Origin of the sequence: Duganella sp. CY15W, from assembly GCF_009857555.1 — a bacterium.
GTDB classification, from domain to species: domain Bacteria; phylum Pseudomonadota; class Gammaproteobacteria; order Burkholderiales; family Burkholderiaceae_D; genus Rugamonas; species Rugamonas sacchari.
This window is the reverse complement of sequence record NZ_WWCQ01000003.1, coordinates 117,806-136,183: the sequence shown is the minus strand read 5'-3', so window position 1 is coordinate 136,183 and position 18,378 is coordinate 117,806. Positions and strand designations below refer to the sequence as shown.

17 protein-coding genes are annotated in these 18,378 nt (G+C 62.4%); 4 read left to right on the top strand and 13 right to left on the bottom strand.

Going from position 1 to position 18,378, the window contains the following annotated elements:
• Positions 1–170: 170 nt before the first annotated feature.
• Positions 171–1,397, top strand: coding sequence for a M28 family peptidase (locus GTP58_RS15580; protein ID WP_161078253.1), 1,227 nt, complete (start codon positions 171–173; stop codon positions 1,395–1,397).
• Positions 1,398–1,400: 3 nt separating this feature from the next.
• Here the strand turns inward: GTP58_RS15580 and GTP58_RS15575 are convergent, their stop codons facing one another.
• The 4 genes from GTP58_RS15575 to GTP58_RS15560 form a co-directional block, all read right to left on the bottom strand.
• Complete coding sequence (locus GTP58_RS15575) at positions 1,401–2,066, bottom strand: DUF799 domain-containing protein (protein WP_161078252.1); 666 nt, start codon at positions 2,064–2,066, stop codon at positions 1,401–1,403.
• Entirely contained in the window at positions 2,063–2,416 is a 354-nt protein-coding gene (locus tag GTP58_RS15570; protein WP_229215603.1) for a DUF4810 domain-containing protein, read from the bottom strand. Before GTP58_RS15570 ends, GTP58_RS15575 begins: the two co-directional genes overlap by 4 nt.
• Before the next feature lie 23 nt (positions 2,417–2,439).
• Positions 2,440–3,120: a CsgG/HfaB family protein gene (locus GTP58_RS15565; RefSeq protein ID WP_072785698.1), complete on the bottom strand. Its 681-nt coding sequence runs from the start codon at positions 3,118–3,120 to the stop codon at positions 2,440–2,442.
• A gap of 117 nt (positions 3,121–3,237) precedes the next feature.
• Positions 3,238–4,113 (bottom strand): LysR substrate-binding domain-containing protein, encoded by an 876-nt coding sequence (locus tag GTP58_RS15560; RefSeq protein WP_161078250.1) that lies wholly within the window; start codon positions 4,111–4,113, stop codon positions 3,238–3,240.
• 99 nt (positions 4,114–4,212) lie between these two features.
• Here GTP58_RS15560 and GTP58_RS15555 point away from each other — a divergent pair, with 99 nt between their 5' ends.
• From GTP58_RS15555 to GTP58_RS15545, 3 genes are read left to right on the top strand one after another with little or no spacing between them, the layout of a single operon-like run.
• On the top strand, positions 4,213–4,521 hold the full coding sequence (locus tag GTP58_RS15555) for a carboxymuconolactone decarboxylase family protein (protein WP_072785696.1): 309 nt from the start codon (positions 4,213–4,215) through the stop codon (positions 4,519–4,521).
• Positions 4,518–4,913 carry a tautomerase family protein gene (locus GTP58_RS15550; RefSeq protein WP_308937367.1) on the top strand — a complete coding sequence of 132 codons (396 nt, stop codon included), beginning with the start codon at positions 4,518–4,520 and terminating at the stop codon, positions 4,911–4,913. Before GTP58_RS15555 ends, GTP58_RS15550 begins: the two co-directional genes overlap by 4 nt.
• Positions 4,910–5,479, top strand: a complete 570-nt coding sequence (locus tag GTP58_RS15545) for a DUF4865 family protein (protein WP_161078248.1) — start codon at positions 4,910–4,912, stop codon at positions 5,477–5,479. Before GTP58_RS15550 ends, GTP58_RS15545 begins: the two co-directional genes overlap by 4 nt.
• 2 nt (positions 5,480–5,481) lie before the next feature.
• Here GTP58_RS15545 and GTP58_RS15540 read toward each other — a convergent pair whose 3' ends face one another.
• The 9 genes from GTP58_RS15540 to GTP58_RS15500 all read right to left on the bottom strand — a co-directional run bounded on the left by GTP58_RS15540 (position 5,482) and on the right by GTP58_RS15500 (position 18,369).
• Positions 5,482–6,027 carry a hypothetical protein gene (locus GTP58_RS15540; protein ID WP_161078247.1) on the bottom strand — a complete coding sequence of 182 codons (546 nt, stop codon included), beginning with the start codon at positions 6,025–6,027 and terminating at the stop codon, positions 5,482–5,484.
• Positions 6,028–6,065: 38 nt separating this feature from the next.
• Complete coding sequence (locus GTP58_RS15535) at positions 6,066–7,109, bottom strand: hypothetical protein (protein WP_161078246.1); 1,044 nt, start codon at positions 7,107–7,109, stop codon at positions 6,066–6,068.
• A gap of 248 nt (positions 7,110–7,357) precedes the next feature.
• Complete coding sequence (locus tag GTP58_RS15530; protein ID WP_161078245.1) at positions 7,358–8,815, bottom strand: flagellin; 1,458 nt, start codon at positions 8,813–8,815, stop codon at positions 7,358–7,360.
• Between the two features lie 72 nt (positions 8,816–8,887).
• Positions 8,888–10,483, bottom strand: a complete 1,596-nt coding sequence (locus GTP58_RS15525) for an SEL1-like repeat protein (protein ID WP_161078244.1) — start codon at positions 10,481–10,483, stop codon at positions 8,888–8,890.
• Positions 10,484–10,492: 9 nt separating this feature from the next.
• A complete protein-coding gene (locus GTP58_RS15520; RefSeq protein ID WP_072786175.1) occupies positions 10,493–12,745 on the bottom strand; it encodes a bifunctional diguanylate cyclase/phosphodiesterase in 2,253 nt (750 codons plus the stop codon).
• 7 nt (positions 12,746–12,752) lie between these two features.
• Positions 12,753–14,903, bottom strand: a complete 2,151-nt coding sequence (locus tag GTP58_RS15515; RefSeq protein WP_202413730.1) for an HDOD domain-containing protein — start codon at positions 14,901–14,903, stop codon at positions 12,753–12,755.
• A gap of 219 nt (positions 14,904–15,122) precedes the next feature.
• On the bottom strand, positions 15,123–16,394 hold the full coding sequence (locus GTP58_RS15510) for a multidrug effflux MFS transporter (RefSeq protein WP_072785682.1): 1,272 nt from the start codon (positions 16,392–16,394) through the stop codon (positions 15,123–15,125).
• Positions 16,395–16,493: 99 nt separating this feature from the next.
• Positions 16,494–17,696, bottom strand: coding sequence for a class I SAM-dependent RNA methyltransferase (locus GTP58_RS15505; protein WP_373924752.1), 1,203 nt, complete (start codon positions 17,694–17,696; stop codon positions 16,494–16,496).
• A gap of 58 nt (positions 17,697–17,754) precedes the next feature.
• Positions 17,755–18,369: a 2-hydroxychromene-2-carboxylate isomerase gene (locus tag GTP58_RS15500; protein WP_161078243.1), complete on the bottom strand. Its 615-nt coding sequence runs from the start codon at positions 18,367–18,369 to the stop codon at positions 17,755–17,757.
• Between the last annotated feature and the right edge of the window lie 9 nt (positions 18,370–18,378).

Here is an 18,378-nt window from a genome sequence, read left to right as displayed (position 1 = left end):
AAGTGGTCTGGTTGTAAAGACAGGAGGATTATATATGAAAGACAACAGTTGTGCTCATTCTTACAATTTATTTTTCGATTTAACAATGCAAACGTTTCCACTAGTTGCTATTCAAAACGCCATGGCTGCTGCAGAATAAGCAGACCACTTCAGACGAAAGGACCTCCACCATGAAAGCAGTTTTAGGGTTGAGCTTGGCCCTGGCATTGACCGCGCAAACCGCCTGCGCACAGGCGCCAGCAGACCCCATCGCGGCGCTGGTCAAGCAGCTGGAGCTGGACAAGTACAAGGCCACGATCAAGGGATTGACGCAGTTTGGCGACCGCCGCCAAGGCACGGCGCGCAACCGTCAGGCGCTCGACTGGATTGAAGCGCAGTTAAAATCGTACGGCTGTTCGAATACAGAACGACTTCAATACCAGTTCACGCAACCGGCCCCTGGCGAGCCCGCGCCCAAGCGTGCGCCAGGGATTGCCAGCGGCGGCGCCGGCGGCCCGCCAGGCCAGGGCGGCAGCACGCTGTTTGGCAACCGCATCCCCACCGGCGTGAATACCGACCCGCTGCGCCAGCCCGATGAACGCCTGCGCGCGCTCAACGCCGAACAGACGCCGGTTGGCACGTCGCTGCGTGAAAACGTCTACTGCACCAAGGTCGGCAGCACCCATCCGGAAGAAATGTATCTGGTCAGCGCCCACATGGATGGCATCGGCTTTGGCGAAGCTGCCAACGACGACGGTTCCGGCACCGCGCTGGTGATGGAGCTGGCGCGCATCTTCAGCATGCCGGGCGTGGAGACGGACCGTTCGATCCGCTTCGTTCTGTGGAATAACGAGGAAACCGGCCTCAATGGCGCCGCTGCGTATGTCGAGCAGCGCAAGGATTTACAGGGCATCGAATCGCCCAAGGGCTCCGGCAAGTATCCCGAACCCAAGTGGCTGGGCATGATCCAGCACGACATGATGATGTACGACCATGGCATGCCGGTCCCCAAGGTCGATGCTGATGGCAAGACCATCTACGTGTCGCCGCCGGAACAGCGGCTGGAAGCGGACGTCAATATCGAATACCAGTCGGTATCGAAGCAGGCCGACGGTTCGGCCAGACTGGCCTGGGCCTTCCGCGCCGCCAACGACAAGTACGCGACCCACTACCCGGCCGCCGTGGGCTTCCACATGACCAATACCGACTCGACACCGTTCATGGACCTGGTGCCGTCGATTTCCCTGCGCGAGAATGAGCGCGGCCAGCAAATCGGCGCCGGCTGGAACCCCAACTGGCACCAGCCGACCGACGTCTATGCCAACTATTCCGACAAGGACTTCCTGCTCGGTCTGAACGCGGCCCAGACCACGCTGGCCGGTGTGGCGCAGCTAGCCGGGGTCCGCCTCAAAAAGTAAGGCTTACTGCTTCTGGTAGTTTTCCGAACGTGGGCCATACAGCAAGCCGTTGTTCAGGCCTGCCGACAGCAGGCGGTTGCTGGCCGCGCCAGCAACCGGGTGCGACTGGTCGGTGGTGCTGTTGATGATCTGCTTGACCGCCGCCGCCACCAGTGCGCCGACCAGGCCGCCACCGCCGTTGTTGCCGCCTTCGTTGTTGCTGGCGCTGGCCGTGCCGCTCCACAGCACCGTGCCGGTTTTCAGGTCCACCAGCTTGGCTGCGGCTTCCACCACGATCACGCTGTTCAGCACCGTGTAGGTGGCGCCGTACTTGTTGATGGTGATGTACATCCCGGCATCGGCGCCGAAGATCTGCTGCAGCTTGGCTGGCGGCAGCGCGTGGATATCCGCGGCGGTGGTCATGCCGTTCTGCTTGAAGGTTTCGTTGACCAGCGCCACCGGCAGCACGTAGTAGCCTGCTTCCGCCAGCGGATAGGTCACTTGTGCATACACGCTATTGGTGGCGTTGACTTCCGGCGAGTTGTTCAGCGGCGGCAGCACCAGAATGGAACGTGGCTTGGCAGCCTTGAACGCCGTGTAGTCATATTGGGCAGCCTTGTTGGAAGCACAGCCAACCACCAACACCATCGGCGCCACGCAGGCGGCCAGTTTCAGCATACGCTTGATCATAATTTTTCCCCGTTCTTTACTTTCGCCAGCAGGAAATCCATATAGGCGGTCGATTCCGGGAACAGTTTTTTCTCGTCCTCGAACTGCGCGGCCATCTGGTCCTGTTTGCCAACGATGGAATACAGCATGCCCAGGTGGGCATGGAAGCCAGGCGGCACCGGAACGCCCTTGGCGCTGATCTTTTGCAGCGAGACTTCCATTTCAGCGATCTGCTGGTCCGGGCTCTCGCCCTTGAAATGCTGGTACACCTGCGGCTGGTAGCCATCCCAGCCATACATGGTCTTCGGTCCGGCACAGCCGGTCAGCAGTGCTGCGCCAGCCAGCGCCAGCGGCAGGCAAACGCGTTTCATGAGATTGATCTGCATCGCCGCCCTCACTGTGCACGGACGTTCAGTGCACCGGCTTCGACGCCGGCCACCAGTTTGTCCACGGCTTCGCGCATGGCCAGGTCCAGCACTTTGCCATTGAGCGTCGCGTCATAGCTGGCGGTGCCGCCAAAGCCCAGCACTTCGCGGTTGGACAGGCTGTACTCACCCGCGCCTGCAGCCGAATACACCACTTCCGAGGTGGCGATATTGACCACGTTCAGCGTGACTTTGGCATACGCTACCTGCGTCTTGCCGCGGCCGGCCAAGCCGAACAGCTGATGGTCGCCCACTTCCTTGCGGCCGAATTCCGTCACGTCGCCGGTCACGATGAAATCGGCGCCCTTGATCTGCTGGCTTTGCTGCTTGAAGCCGGCTTCCTGCTTCATCTCGCTCAGGTTGTCGCGGTCCAGCACGTTGAAGCGGTTGGTCTGCTGCAGATGCGAGATCAGAATGGTTTTGGCCTGGCTGCCCAGACGGTCGACGCCATCGGAGAAAATGCCACGCATGAAGCTGGAACGGTTGTCGAACTTGCCGACGGCGATCAGCGAACGTGGACCGACATACGGTTTCGCTGCGCTTGCCGTGGTGGCCACCGCGACCGCCTGCGAGCTCTCGGTCGCGCAACCAGCCAATGCCGAAATGGCCAGTGCTGCTGCCAGCAACTGCGTGGTGTGGATGATTTTCATTTTTTCCCCCTAGTGAAATGCAAAAATTGCCTCAAGGCAAAAATCTAAGGGCGAATTCTATAGATTTGTGCGGCCGACAATCTCTCCAATAATCACCCTCAAGCAAACCAGCGGCGGTTAGAGCGACTTCAAGGCCTGCAGCACGATGTCATGCAGGCGCTGGGCCGGCGGGTTCAGCTCCGCCTCGGCGCGCAGCAGGCGCAGGCCTACGTCCGGCAGCGGCGGCAGACCCGGCATATCGAGTACGCACAATGACGGCGGCAGACCGATGGCGGTGCGTACCGTGACGCCAAGTCCGGCCGCCGCCGCCGCCCACACGCCCGACAAGCCGGGGCTGGTGAATGCAATCCGCCACGGGATGCCGGCCTGGTCCAGCGCGCGCGTGGCGGCGCTGCGCATGATGCAGGGCGCATCCATCATCACCAGCGGCAACGGTTGGTGCGTGCCGCCCTCCAGCGCCAGCCGCGACGCATCCACCGGACCGATCCAGCGCATCGCCTGGCGGCCGACATCCACCGCATGCGCGGCCGGCATGCCGTTATCCCAGGTCAGCGCCAGGTCCAGGCGGCCGCCGCCCAGCTGATCCATCAATTCCGAATTGCGCGCCACGCGCGCCTCAATGCGCACCTGCGGATGCACGCGCGTAAAGCGGCCCAGTACCTCGGTCAGCATCTGCTCGCCGAAATCCTGCTGGATCCCAAGCCGCACGCTGCCCGCCAGCTCGGCGCCGCGCACGGCGTTGGCGGCTTCATCGTTCAGCTCCAGCAGGCGGCGCGCGTAGCCTAGCAGCGATTCACCGGCTGGCGTGGTCACCATGCCGCGCCCTTCTTTGCGCAGCACCGGCATGCCCAGCTGGTCCTCGAGTTTTTTCAGCTGTGCGCTGACGGCCGAGGTGGAGCGCCCCAGCCGGTCCGAAGCCTTGGCAAAGCTGCCCATGTCCACGCCAGTGACAAAGGTGCGCAGGACATCCAGATCAAAAGTAATGCGCCGCATGACCATCCCGTTTTTTCGAACTGTTTATCAAAATATTCCTGATTTTCAGGAATAAGATAGGCCGGTATTCTGACGCTGTCAATCCAACAGGAGCGTGAAATGGCAGCACATGGAATGGACGGGGTCGCCCCCAAGCTGGCGCAGCTCACCGATGAGGTGTTGTTTGGCGATATCTGGCAACGGCCCGGCCTGTCGCCGCGCGAGCGCAGTCTGGCCACCGTGTCGGCGCTGGTGGCGTTGTACCGGCTGGAGCAATTGCCCTTTCATTTGCAGCGGGCGCGTGATAATGGTGTCACGCGCGATGAGCTGGTTGAGCTCATCACGCATCTGGCGTTTTATTCCGGCTGGCCGACTGCGGCCTCCGCGATCAACATACTTAAACAATTGGAGGAGTCATCATGCCTATGAGCCGCATCTCTGTATTGAAAGGTAAGTCGCCCGAATATCTGCGTGCGCTGGCCGATGGTCTGCAGCGCGCCATGGAAGAAGCGTTCAACGTGCCGAAGAACGACCGCTTCCAGCTGATCCACCAGCACGAACCGCACGAGCTGATTTTCGACCGCAACTACGAAAGCCCCGACGGCCCGCGCTCGGACGACTTTGTGCTCATCACCATCACCGCCGGCAAGCCGCGCACGACGGAGGTGAAGCAGGCCTTCTACCGTCACCTGGTGGCGATCCTGGCCGAATCGCCCGGCCTGAACCCGCGCGATGTGATGGTGGTGATCTCCACTTCGCAGGGCGATGAATGGTCGTTTGGCGGCGGCCATCCGGCGGCTTCGCTGATGAGGACATCATGATCGCGATGCAGTACCGCTTTGTACTGCCGGCCGATTACGACATGGCGGCGATCCGCGAGCGCATCGCCACCAAAGGTCCGCTGCTGGACAACCTGCCCGGCCTGGTCTTCAAGGCCTATCTGCACGCAGAAGATCCCGAGCATGCCTACGCCCCGTTCTACCTGTGGCGCGACGAGGAAGCCATGCACGGCTTCCTCAACGGCCCTGCGTTTGCCGGCGTGTCGCAAGCCTTCGGCTGGCCGTCCGTCAACACCTGGACGCCGTGGCACGCCAGCGTCACCGCCGATGTACGGCAGGCGCAGCACGCCACGATCAGCAGCGCAGCGATTGCGCCTTACAGCGCGCTGGCACAACTGCGCGAACAAGAACAGGCGGCGGCGCAGCAGGCATTGGCGCATGGCGCACTGGCGGTGGTGGTGGCATTTGAGCCGGTGACCTGGACAGTTACACGCTTGAACCTGTGGCGCTCAGCAGCGGCAGCGGAAGCTGCGCACGCCGGCCAGACAGTCACAGTGCGGCGCTATCAGGTGGGTCATGTATCTGCCCCTGGCGTTACTGCAATGTGAGTTCAGTTTGCGGGCCTGGCGGCGTTTGAAAACACCAGGACCGCAAATACAATCTCAATCAGTCCACCGAGTGCGGCGGCAACCACGGGCGGAATCGCCAGGAATAGCACGCCATTGGCGGCGACAATCAGCGTCGCCCCCATCACCCAGTAAACCGGTCTGCCGTAAATGCTCGCAAAGACCAGGTAGCGGCCGCCAATCGCGGCCAGCATCGCGGGGAAAAACAGTTTCGGCATGAAGACGACCAATCCATACGCCATGGCGCAGCACAGGATGAGCCATACCGTCGACGCCATCACCAGCTGGTTCAGCGCATTGCCTTGGTCTGTCTTGGCGGGGCGCCGCAACACCTTGCTCACGACAACGCTCAATGGATAAATCAGTACACCGCCGATCAGCAGCGTCCATACCGCCTGGCGTATCCCAAGCAGATGGCACACCAAGGCTGCGCTACTCCAAACGAGGCCGGAGACCAGGATGCCAGGGGCGCCGTCATAGTACGCATGGCGCATCTCCTGTTGCTGCTGTTCGGACAGGGCTAATTTCATCTTCTCTTCCTATGGTCTGACTGACGTAATACGCCGCACTACAACCGCAGCACCATCTCCTCCAAACGGTATTGCCTGACCGTGCCATCCGCCCCCACCAGGACGTGCAGCTCCTTGAGTGTGCGCTCGGGCTTGAGCAACGTACCTACAATCGGAATCAGAGATAAAAGCTTGCCGCTGCCGGTCTCACTGCGAAACACCCAGGACGCATCGCCGTTGGCAAACTGGACGACCTCGGGACTGCCAAACACGCCCTGCAAGACGGTGGCGTGGGTCTGGCCTTCAATCAGCCAGCGCGCCAGATCCGCGCGCGTCACTGACTGCAACGCTTCAGCTGCGGGCGGCGGCTCGGCTTCCGTGACCGGCGCCGACGTAGGCGCCGCGCGCATCGGCTCCAGCTCGACCAAGGTGTCGTGCGGCCAGCTGGCATCCCACAACGGGAGTTCATAGACCCGGTCACGGCCAGGCCAATCGCCGACCAGGGCTTTCACCCAGGCGGGCAGCGAACCGCCATACAGGCTGCTGACAGGCAGTACCTGGCGCCGCGCCCCGTCCACCAGCGTCACGGTAAAGATGGGCTCATCGCCCATCGCCAGTATGGTGAGATTGCGGAAAGTGCAGGGATCCGCGCCCGCTGCCGTCTGCGCGTAATACAAAGGACTGAAAATACGCCGCCCCAAATTGGCCGCCAGCAGCTCCACCCGGCATTGCAGGCGCAAGTCGCCCAGCCGCCGGGTATTGGCCGGCAGCCCCGGCGTGCGCACATCGACGCTCCAGTTAAAGCTGTCTTCCTTACGGTTGCTGCGTACGGTGGCGTCCTCGCGCAGCGCCAGTTCGTTGCGCTCGACGGTGAAGAAATGCTCCGGCGTCAGCGCAACCGGGATGCGCACCGTGGTGCCGGTCAGCGTCAGCTTGAGTGCATCAACCCGCGCTGAACGACGCTTGGCATCCAGGTGAAAGCGCAAGTTGGACTGCGGCGCCAACGCCGGGCGCTCGGCATCAAACAACTCCATGGCCTTCACAAAACGCTGATAGGGGCGTTCATCAGCATCCGCCTTGGCCGACACCTCTACCCTGCTCAAGGACTCCTGGCCTGTCGACTCGGGCACAGTCTGCGCATATCCCATGGACAGCCAGCCTGACATCAACAGCACGGCACAAGCTGTGCGAAAACTGGCATTCATGAGTCCATCCCTTGTGGGTGCGCGACCATTTAATCGTGAGGGGAATATATAAGCGACAAGATTAACACGCAAGCATTGATGGAAATACACTGCTGGTCACTACGCTGAGGTGGCGGTTGCGAAAGCAGTGACGGTCGCGCTGGCGGCTAACGCAGTAGCATCAGCGCCTGTTGCGGCAGCGCGTTGGCCTGCGCGACGATGGAGACGCCGGCCTGGCGCAGGATGTTGGCGCGCGTGAGCTGGGCGGTCTCCGTTGCATAGTCCGCGTCCAGGATACGTGAGCGCGCGGCGGTCAGGTTATCGGCCTCGCTGGTGGCGTTGCCGGCCGCCGCCGTCAGGCGGTTGTTGATCGCGCCCAGTTGCGCGCGGATGCTGTTCACGAGATCCAGCTTGCCATCGAGGTAGTCCAGCGCGTCGCTGGCGCCGCTGTGCGTGGACAGGTCCATGGCTGGCTCGCCCGCAGTGTAGGTCGGCCTGATCTGCATATCGGGCGGACCAATCGACACGGAAGAACTGGCGCCGGCCACCAGGCCCGCCTGCGCCGGATTCGCGCCGGCGATACGCATGCTATGGGGCAGCGGCCGCGGCGCCTCGCTCACCGTCACGCTGCCCTTGATGCTGCCGGCCGGCAGTCCCAGCGAGCCAAGGCTGCCGCCGGCCGCCTCGGACAACATGATGTCGCGCCCATCCGCCGCCGTCAGCGTCAACGTGCCGCCACTGGCGCTGGCGCTGACGCCACTGCTGCCCGTGGTCGCGCTGATGGCCGCCGCCGCACTGGCCGCGCGCGCCGCCGCCGTGGCACCGCCGATTGGCCCCACAGTCACACCGTTGACCGAGAACGCCGCATTCGGCAGCGCGCCCGTCGCCCCTACATCGCCGCTGATGGTGGTGGTGGCCGTGGCGGAGATGCCGGCAATATTGGCGGCATTGACCGCTGCTGCCACCGCATAGGCACTGGCGGCATTCTGGCCCGCCTGCGCGCCCGCCGTGGTGGCGCCCACTGCCGTGTTGTTGACCGCGAGGTCGCCATAATTCAGCGCCCCCAGCACCGCCGTGCCGACTGCAGTGGACTGCTGCGGCGCCATGTCCACCAGGCTGTCGGAATAATGGGCCTGAATCACCGCCTGCGGTATCGTCACCTGCAGCACCTGCCCCGCATCCGCGCCCACCTGCAACTGCTGCGAGAAGCCGCCATCCAGCAGCTTCTGGCGGTTGAAGCGCGCGCCATCGACGATGTCCGCGTTGGCCGCCACCAGCGCGTCCACCTCCTGCTGGATGGACTTGCGGTCGATCTTGCTGTTGGTGTCATTGGCCGCCTGCACCGCCAGTTCGCGCATGCGCTGGTAATTGGCGTTGAGCTCTCCCGCCGCGCCATCCGCCACCTGGATAAGCGAAATGCCATCATTGATATTTTGATTCGCGCGCCGCAGGCCATTGATCTCCGCCGTCATGCGCGAACTTACCGCCTGCCCCGCCGCGTCATCGCGCGCCGAATTGATGCGCGTGCCGCTCGATATGCGCTGCAGATGGACGGCCAAATCCTCGCTCGAGCGCGTCAGACTGCGCTGAGCATTCAAAGACAGGATATTGGTGGTGATTTGCATGGGCGGCCGTCATCCCAAGCGCGGAATTACGCTTGTCGACCTTATATCGGCAATTCCAGACGGAAACTTGAACTAGCCCGGCAGCATTTCCATGCGCTCGCGCACCTGCGCCAGCTGGGCCGGGTCCATGCGGCCGGCGGCATTTTTCAGATAGCGCGCGGCGGCCGCATAGCCCGCGCGCTCCGACATCGCCAGCCACAGCCAGGCCTGGCTGGCGTCGGCCGGCACGCCCTGGCCACTCAGGTACATCAGGCCCAGGTTGAACTGCGCGCGCACATGCCCCTGGCTGGCCGCCTGCAGATACCACTGGTGCGCCTGCGCGTAATCACGCTGCACGCCCAGGCCATTGTCGTAGCGCAGCCCCAGCGCGAACTGCGCCTGCGTGTGGCCCTGGTCGGCCGCCTTGCGGTACCAGTGGTTGGCCTGGTTGCAGTCCGGCTGAGGACCGTCATCATTATCGAACAGCAGGCCAAGCGCATACTGGGCCGCCACATAATCCTGCTCGGCCGCGCGGCGATACCAGCCCATGGCCTTGCGATAATCCTGCGGCACACCGCGTCCCGTTTCATAGCGCAGGCCCAGGTCGAACTGCGCACGCAGATGGCCCTGGTCGGCCGCCTTGCGGTACCAGAAAATCGCTTCCTGATGATCGACCACCACGCCGTGGCCGGCGTCATACAGCAGACCCAGATGGTATTGCGCCCCCGGGAAGCCCTGCTCCGCCGCCTTGCGGTACCAGAACTGCGCCTGCTCGTAATCCTGCTCGACTCCCTGGCCATGGTCATAGCGCAGGCCCAGATTGTTCTGCGCTGCTGCGTGTCCCTGCTCGGCCGCCTTGCGGTACCAGTCCAGCGCCTTCTGCTCATCGCGAGGCACGCCCTGGCCGTTATCGTAGATCAGGCCCAGGTTGAACTGCGAGCTCGCGTGATCCTGCTCCGCCGCGCGGCGATACCACAGGATGGCCTTCTGCGCATCCTGCGCAATGCCGTCGCCCTTGTCGAAGCGCAGCGCCAGGTTGAACTGCGCCGGCGCGTAGCCCTGGTCGGCCGCCTTGCGGTACCACGACATGGCCTGGCCGACATCCTGCGGCACGCCCTGGCCATTGTCGTAGCGCAGGCCGAGGTTGAACTGGGCGCGCGCATAACCCTGCTCCGCCGCCTTGCGGTACCAGAAGATGGCTTGCTTGAAGTCCTGCGGCACACCCTTGCCGGTGTCGTACATCATGCCGAGGTTGTTTTGCGCGCCAGCGTCGCCCTGTTCGGCGGCCTTGCTGAACCAGTGCATGGCTTGCTGCGTGTCGTTGGCCACGCCCTGGCCTTTGGCGTACAGCCAGCCCAGGTTGTACTGCGCGGCCGCATAGCCCTGTTCCGCAGCGAGGCGATACCAGGCGGCCGCCTCTTCGAAATTCTGCTCGACGCCCTGGCCCTTCTGGTACATCACGCCCAGGTTGTACTGTGCGTGCTCCAGGCCCGACTGCGCGGCTTGGCGATACCACACCACGGCCAGCTCATAGCTCTGCGCGACACCCTGCCCGTTGAAATACATAAAGCCCAGACTATGCTGGGCATTGGCCACGCCACGTTCTGCCAGTCCCTTGACGCGCAGGAATTCAGCGGTATAAGTGCTGCCGTTGTTGGCGTCGGCTTCGTTGGGACTGTATTTCGTCATGCTTTCTCATCAGGCTTGAATCGCAATCATCGCCGGTGGGTGTTCAGCGGCACTTGGCACCGCATGCAGCACTGCGACCGATGGCGACGACCGGCGGTTCTGCTCTTGAAGCACATCGATGAAGCTGGCCAGCGAAATCGGGCGATGGTAAAAATAGCCCTGCATCGTGGTGCAGCCGTTGGCTTCCAGGTAGCGCTCCTGTATCTCCGTCTCCACGCCTTCCGCCACCAGGTGCAGGCCCAGGCCGCGCGCGATGGAGATGATCGCCAGAATCACTGGATAGTGGCCGTTCTCGTCGTGGATCTCCTTGACGAAGGACTGGTCGATCTTGATGGTGTGGATCGGGAAGCGGTGCAGATAGGCCAGCGAGGAATAGCCGGTACCGAAATCGTCTATCGCCACCGACACGCCCAGCTGGCACAACTTGTTGAGCTGTTCGATTGCATACTGCGGATTACGGATGCAGATGTTCTCGGTGATCTCCACTTCAATCTGCGCCGGCGAAATACCGTAGCGCGTCAGCGCGCCGCGCATCTTCTCGAAGAAGTCGCCGCGGTCCAGATATTGCGGCGACAGGTTCAGCGACAGACGGATCGCTTCGCCGCCCGCCGCATTCCACTGCAGCAGGTCGCGGCACAACGCGCCCAGCATCCAGTCGGAGATCGGCAGCATCAGGCCATTCTCTTCGGCGAACGGCAGGAACTCGCCGGCCGACAGCAGGCCGCGCTGCGGATGGTTCCAGCGCATCAGGCCTTCAGCGCCGATGATGCGGCCCGTGGCCACATCAAGTTGCGGCTGGTAGTACATTTCCAGTTCGTTGAGTTCCAGCGCCTTGCGCAGTGCCTGCTCCAGCGCGATCTTCTGGTGCGACACGTCGAGCATCGAGTTGTGATAGAAGCTGTGGCCATTCTTGCCCAGCGCCTTCACCTGGTACATGGCGATGTCCGCATGGCGCAGCAGCTCGTCGATGGTCTCGCCGTCGCCCGGATAAATCGCAATGCCGATCGAGGCCGAGATATGCACCTCATGGCCATCCAGATCGAACGGACGTTGCAGGCTTTCGAGAAATTTGTCGGCGATGGCTTTCGCATCCTGGCGGTCGCGCAGCTCCGGCAGCACGATGGTGAATTCATCGCCGCCCTGGCGCGCCAGCGTATCGCCGCGACGCAGGCAATCCTTAAGACGCTGCGCGGCCTGCTGCAGCAGTTCGTCGCCCTTGACATGGCCCAGCGTGTCGTTGACCAGCTTGAAGCGGTCCAGGTCCACAAACATCACCGCCAATTCGGTCAGCTTGCGCTTGGCCTGGATCACGGCCAGGCCCAGGCGGTCCTTGAACAGCATGCGGTTCGGCAGGTCGGTCAGGATGTCGTGGTAAGCCTGGTAGGAGATCACCTCTTCCGCGCGCTTGCGGTCGGTGATGTCGCGCGCCACACCATAGGTGCCGAAGAACTCGCGCGTCTTCACTTCGTGATCCGGGATGTGCATGCCGATCGCGTTGAGCGAAATCGTCATCAGCGTGTTGTTGAAGGTGCGCTCGATGCCGCCGCCGGTATTGCACTTGAGGCGCAGTTCGACGTTGCGCGAGGCGCGTTCATCGACGCGGCGTTCGTTGAAGGCGTAGCGCGCGCGCTCCTGGTCTTCGTCATGCACCAGCAGCGAGTAGTGGCGGCCGATCAGCTCTTCACGGGTAAAGCCCAGCAGTTGCTGCACACGGTCGTTCACGAACGTGAACTTGCCTTCGTGGTTCAGCGTGTAGATGATGTCCGGCGACGAATCCACCAGATAGCGGTACATCTTTTCCGAGTTTTCCAGCTTGGACGCGATGCGCTCGTTGTCGATCGCCAGGCGGCGCTTTTGCAGCGCATTCTCGACGGTCTTGAGCAGCTCCTCGCGGCTGTACGGCTTGCGCAGGTAATCGTAGGCGCCGCGCTTGAGCGCACCGATTGCCGCTTCGATACCGACGTCGCCGCTCATCACGATCACATCGCCATCGATCTCGCGGGCGTTGATGTAATCCATGATCTCGTGGCCGCTCATGTCCGGCAGCCGCAGGTCCAGCAGGATCAGATCGAATTTCAGTTTGGTCAGCTGGGCCAGCGCTTCGCTGCCGCAGGTGGCGGTCACCAGATGGTAGTCGCGGTCGCGCAGCAGTTCGTACAACGATGACAGCAGTCGCGGTTCATCGTCTACCAGCAGCAGGCGGGGGCGGTTATCAGAGCTTAAAGGTTCGACGGGGGCGAGGTCGACAGGGTTCAGGTTCATCATGGCCTTAAACGGAATCCATCACCCGGGTTTGCACGCCGGTGATTTGGCTGTTACTGCCCTTGGCGGGCAGCAGGATTTCAAACGTAGTACCCGTTTTGCCGGAACGGCAGGTAATCAGGCCTTGCATTTTCTTGACCAGGCTGTGGACGATGGACAGTCCCAGCCCGTGATTGGCGCCTTCCTTACTGCTGCGGACAGGAGAGAACAGGTTGGCCAGTACGTCGGCCGACAGACCCGGACCGGTGTCGCTGACCACCAGTTCCAGATACAGCTTGCGCTCGCGGTTGACGTGGCCGCGATTCGAAATCTCGATCTTGCCGCCGTCGGTCAATGCCTCGATGGCGTTCTTGATCAGGTTGACCAGGATTTGCTTGAGCATGTCGGCATCGCCGTCGATTTCGGCCGGTTCCTCCTGCATGCGGACCACGATCTGCACCGAGGCCGGCACAAAGTCGGTGGCGCGGAACAGGCGCAGCACATCATCGACCACCTTGCCGACATCGGTGGTGCGCGCGCTTTCGGTCGGTTGCAGGTCGGCCAGGCCGTTAATCAACTGGCCGACGCGGTCGATCTCTTCGTTCAGGATCGACATTTCACCGACCACCGGCTCACGCCGCGCCAGCTTGCTGTCGAGGACCGACAGGTAATTCTTGATGATGGACAGCGGGTTGTTCACCTCATGCACCACGCGGCGCGAGGCTTCGCGGTATTCCTCCGCCACATGCGCGATCTGGCGCTTGGCGTGGCCGCGTTCACTGATCGCGGTTTCCAGCGACGCTGCGGCCTGGGTGCCAAACGACAGCAGGAAGCGTTCGCGCTTTTGCAGATGCGGCATCTGCCAGGCCGGCGCACCGCCGATCAGCACACCGAGGCAGCGCTGGTTGGCCACCAGCGGCAGACACACCATGCTGTCGCTGCCGAGGATGCGGAACAGCTGCTCTTCCGAGACGTTGTGCGCGTTGCCTTCGCGGCTCACATAGGCCAGCTTGCGTTCCAGCGCCGACTGCGCCACCGGGCCGCCCTTATTGAGCGGAATGACGAACTCCGAGAGGCGCTGCTGATTGTCGCCCGTGGCCATGCCGTGCAGCGCGTGGCCGGTGGGATTCTCCAGCAGCAGCACGGCGTTTTCAAAATCAAACAGGATGCGCGCCGAACGCGTGATGGCTTCCAGCAGTCCTGCTTCGCCATGCTGACGCGCGAAGGTCTGGCCCATCTCGGACACCAGCATGATGTTGCGCACTTCTTCCGACAGGCGCTGCTGCACCGGATCGACCACCGGCGGCGCATACGCCGCAGGCGGCACGATGTCGTCGGCGCCAGCCAGGTCGATGCCCAGGTAATTGGCCGACTTCTCCACTTGGCGCGCGGCGTTCTTAATGATCAGTTCCAGCTTGTCGCTATCCAGGTTGCACAGGCGCGCCGATTCGGCGATGGCCTGCTCCTGGTCTTCGTGGCAGCACAGCAGATGCGCCAGGCGCACCATGCGGATCAGCGGATGCGCCGCTTCCAGACGGGTGATCGGCTCATGGTGATACAGCACGCTGTCGGCCAGGAAGGAATCCAGGTTCCAGCGTTCGATGAGCCAGGCGCCCGCTTCCGAGTGGGTGATTTGCAGCGTGCGCTGCTCGACCGCGCACAGGTCTTCATCATCGCGCGCGGTGAAGTTGAAGGCATATTCCTTGGGCGCCGTCGCCAGCAGGGCCAGCCGGCCGACGTTGTGCAGCAGGCCGGCCAGGTAGGCCTCCTCGACGTGCGGATACTCCATCTGCTTGGCGATGTCGCGCGCGATGACGGCCGTGGTCAGCGAGCCTTTCCAGAAGCCGCGCAGGTCGGTGCTGCCGGAATGGGGGAAGCTGTTAAACGTTTGAAAAACCGATTCGCTGATGACCAGCGTCTTGATCATGTCGGTGCCCAGCGACACCAGCGACTGCTCCAGGCCCACCGTCCGCTGGTTGCGGTGATAGGCCGAGCTATTGGCAACGGTGAGGATCTTGCTGGTCATCGCCGCATCCTTGGCGATGAGGGCGGCCAGCTCCGGCATGCCGGCGTCGTCGGCTTGCAAGTGCTCGATCAGCTTGATGAGTATCTGCGGCATGGCCGGCAGACGGGCAATCAGCAGCCGATTACGAATATCATGGTCAGATTGTTGATGCATCGTATCAAGCATTGCCGCCAGTAGACATCGATCAGGGGGCGGAATTCAACGACAAGATTCCACCAACGTTAGGTTTTATGCGGTCTCCAGACCGATTCGAGGCCAGGAAACATTGCCTTAAAAAATTATATTATCATAAAGTCTGATACAAACTTAACAGCGGGAAAAATTTCTTTCTAAACTAAGTGCATTTCCTGCCGTTAATGTTTATCGACCTAATTAGCGCGATAATATGCGCCGGTAATGGCGCGACGTCAACCATAAAGCGAGAGCAGAGGCACTAAAGGCCATCTGTGCTGCGGCTAACCACAGCGCCGAATGTGATAGAACCGGTGCAATCACCCCGGCCACAATCGCCCCCAGCAGCGTCACCGCGAACGACTGGCAGGACGCCACCGTGCCACGGATGTGCGGGAACAAATCCAGTGCCAGCAAGGTCGCCCCGGGTGCGACCACCGACATGCCGAAGGTGTAAATCAACATCGGCGCCACCGTCCAGGGCAGCGCAGGCGGCAGGAACAGGTGGTAAATCACGTTGATGGCGGACGCCGTCAGCAGGAAGCAGAAGCCAATGCCAATCTGTCGCGAAAATGTCATTTTTCCGGCAATGCGGTTGGCCGCCAGCGCGCCGAGGAAGATTCCGCCCACCGATGGAATGAACAGCCAGCCGAATTGCGACGCCCCCAGATGCAGCTCCTGCGGCAGGAACACGGGTGCCGCCGAGATGTAGATGAACAGGCCGGCGAAGTTCAGCGCCACCACGCCCGTCTTGAAGTGGAACAGCGGCGAGCGCAGGATCTCGCCGTAGTTACGCGCCAGGAAGCGCGGGTTGAACGGATGGCGTTTTTCCGGCGGCAGCGTCTCCGGCAGGCGCCGGTAGCAGAAGATGAACAGCAGCGTGCTGTAGGCCAGCAGCGACAGGAAAATCGCGCGCCAGTCGAACAGCGTGACGATCCAGCCGCCCAGTATCGGCGCCACGGCGGGCGCGATGGAGAAGATCATGGTCACCAGCGACAGCAGGCGCGCGGCCTCGGCGTCGGCATACAGGTCGCGGATGATGGCGCGGCCCACCACCACGCCGGCGCCGGCCGACACGCCCTGCATGATGCGGAACACCCACAGATAGTGGACCGTGTGCGCGGCAGCGCAGCCCAGCGTGCCGATGGCGAACATGGCCAGCGAGACCAGGATCACATTGCGGCGGCCGAAGGCGTCCGATATCGCACCGTGCCACAGCACCATGCCGGCAAAGGCCAGCATGTAAAAGGTCAGGCTTTGCTGCACTTCCAGCGGCGTGGCGTGGAGCGTCGCCTGGATATTCGGGAAGGCCGGCAGATAGGCGTCGATCGAGAATGGACCGATCATCGACAGGCCGGCCAGCATGACGGCCAGCGCGGCGGCGGTCAGGGGTTTGCGGTGTGGCGGTTCCGGAGGCGGAACGTCTTCGATGGTGTCCTGGTCGGGCAGATTGGCGGGAGGTGTCGGCAGCATAAATCGTTTTCCTTTCGGCGCATGCTTTCACCCCACACCGCGATGCAAGCACCGGGTCTGACCCCGTACGGGGTCAGACCCTTTTGTGGCCCTGCGGGGTTAAGCGTCTTTTGGTTTGGCGGCTTCACGGCGGTTGAAGCCGGCCACCATGTCGAAGCGGAACAAACGGCATTCCAGCGCACCGTTGAAGAACGGGGTCTTGCGCGACTCTTTCAAACGCAGCAGCTTGGGCACGCCCAGGTCCGCCGTGAACAGATACACCGTCCAGCCGGCAAAGCGCTGCTTCAGCGTCGAGCTCAACTCGGCATAGAAGCTGTTGGCCAGTTCATCCTGCGGCATGGTGCTGTCGCCACGCACGCCGATACGCTCGCCGTACGGTGGATTTGTCAGCAGAATGCCCGGCTGCTCGGTCGGCGCCTGGATCTGCTGCGCCTCGATCTGCTTCAACGGCACATCGAACAGAATGCCGGCGCTGCGCAGATTGTGGCGCGCCATCGCCACCATGTCGCCCGAAATATCGGAACCGAAAATGGTCGGCTCGGACGGCAGCGGATTCGGCTTGATGGCCGCTTTCATGTCCTGCCATGGCTGCGGGTCAAAGTCATGGAACTTTTCGAACGCGAAACTGCGGCGCGCACCCGGCGGCACGCCCTGCACCATCTGCGCGGCTTCGCACAGGATGGTGCCGGAGCCGCACATCGGGTCGAACAGCGGCATGCCCGGCTTCCAGCCCGCAACGCGCAGCAGGCCCGCAGCCAGATTCTCGCGCAGCGGCGCATCGCCGGTCTCGGTACGCCAGCCGCGCTTGAACAGCGCCTCGCCCGAGGTATCCAGATACACGATGAACTGGTGCGCGTCGACGAAGCCGAAGATACGCATGTCCGGTTCCTTGGTATCCACCGAAGGACGCTTTTTATATTGATCGAGGAAGCGGTCGCAGATTGCGTCCTTGATCTTCAGCGTGGTGAACTCCAGGCTTTTCAGTGGCGACTTCACCGCCGTCAGATCGACGCGGATGGTGTGGTCATAGCCGAACCACTCTTCCCATGGCTGCGCCAGGGTCAGGTCGTAGATATCGTTCTCGTTCTTGTAGCCGCCAGCGGCCATACGCATCAACACGCGCGACGCAATGCGCGAGTGCAGGTTGATGCGGTAGGAATCCGTGAGGTCGCCGGAAGCGTGCACGCCGCCCGGTACCTCGTTGTGCACCTTCATGGTGGTGCTTTGTTGTGCGATTTCGCGCAGTTCTTCGGCCAGCGCCGACTCCATGCCGCGTGGGCATGGGCAAAAGAAGGATGCCATAGGTGTACCTTTTGTCCGTTAAAAAAATAGCGCGCCGCCCCCGCGAGCGCGGCGCTGCTTACCTGCTTATTGCATTGCTCATTGCCCGCTCCAGGAAGTCCAGACGATCCTGGCCCCAGAAGCTTTCTCCATCCAGCACATACCACGGCGAACCGAATACGCTGAGCGCATTCGCATCCTCCGTGTTGCTGTCGTACTCTGCCTGCACGCCGGCGGTTTCCGCCGCCTGCAGCAGCGCACGGCCATCCAGGTCGCAGCCGCCGGCGATCTGCAGCAGCGTTGCCTCGTCGGCGATATTCTTATCCTCGGCCCACAAGCCGCGCATGATCGCGCCGGCCAGCGCCATGGCCACGTCCGTGCCATGCGCAAAGCGCGCCGCCACAATCAGCTTGTTGGCCAGTTCCGGCGACACCGGGAAAAACTGCGGCTGCGGTTTCAGCGGAATGCCCAGATACTCGGACCAGCGCGCCAGCTCCACCAGCCGGTACGCCTGGCGCTGCGGCGCGCGTTTGGCGAGCGGCACGCCGCCCGACACGCCAAACACCTTGCCCAGATCGCAGGGCTTGATGTCAAGCTGCACGCCATGCTTGCCTGCCATGGCCAGCAAACGTTGATGCCCCAGGTAAGCCCAGGGCGAATGGGCCGCGAAAAAATACTGGCAAACTTTGCTCATGCCAATCCG

Coding starts and splice junctions, on each gene's coding strand:
- GTP58_RS15580 (WP_161078253.1), top strand. CDS start 171: ATGAAAGCAGTTTTAGGGTTGAGCTTGGCCCTGGCATTGACCGCGCAA.
- GTP58_RS15575 (WP_161078252.1), bottom strand. CDS start 2,066: ATGATCAAGCGTATGCTGAAACTGGCCGCCTGCGTGGCGCCGATGGTG.
- GTP58_RS15570 (WP_229215603.1), bottom strand. CDS start 2,416: ATGAAACGCGTTTGCCTGCCGCTGGCGCTGGCTGGCGCAGCACTGCTG.
- GTP58_RS15565 (WP_072785698.1), bottom strand. CDS start 3,120: ATGAAAATCATCCACACCACGCAGTTGCTGGCAGCAGCACTGGCCATT.
- GTP58_RS15560 (WP_161078250.1), bottom strand. CDS start 4,113: ATGCGGCGCATTACTTTTGATCTGGATGTCCTGCGCACCTTTGTCACT.
- GTP58_RS15555 (WP_072785696.1), top strand. CDS start 4,213: ATGGCAGCACATGGAATGGACGGGGTCGCCCCCAAGCTGGCGCAGCTC.
- GTP58_RS15550 (WP_308937367.1), top strand. CDS start 4,518: ATGAGCCGCATCTCTGTATTGAAAGGTAAGTCGCCCGAATATCTGCGT.
- GTP58_RS15545 (WP_161078248.1), top strand. CDS start 4,910: ATGATCGCGATGCAGTACCGCTTTGTACTGCCGGCCGATTACGACATG.
- GTP58_RS15540 (WP_161078247.1), bottom strand. CDS start 6,027: ATGAAATTAGCCCTGTCCGAACAGCAGCAACAGGAGATGCGCCATGCG.
- GTP58_RS15530 (WP_161078245.1), bottom strand. CDS start 8,815: ATGCAAATCACCACCAATATCCTGTCTTTGAATGCTCAGCGCAGTCTG.
- GTP58_RS15525 (WP_161078244.1), bottom strand. CDS start 10,483: ATGACGAAATACAGTCCCAACGAAGCCGACGCCAACAACGGCAGCACT.
- GTP58_RS15520 (WP_072786175.1), bottom strand. CDS start 12,745: ATGAACCTGAACCCTGTCGACCTCGCCCCCGTCGAACCTTTAAGCTCT.
- GTP58_RS15515 (WP_202413730.1), bottom strand. CDS start 14,903: ATGCATCAACAATCTGACCATGATATTCGTAATCGGCTGCTGATTGCC.
- GTP58_RS15510 (WP_072785682.1), bottom strand. CDS start 16,394: ATGCTGCCGACACCTCCCGCCAATCTGCCCGACCAGGACACCATCGAA.
- GTP58_RS15505 (WP_373924752.1), bottom strand. CDS start 17,696: ATGGCATCCTTCTTTTGCCCATGCCCACGCGGCATGGAGTCGGCGCTG.
- GTP58_RS15500 (WP_161078243.1), bottom strand. CDS start 18,369: ATGAGCAAAGTTTGCCAGTATTTTTTCGCGGCCCATTCGCCCTGGGCT.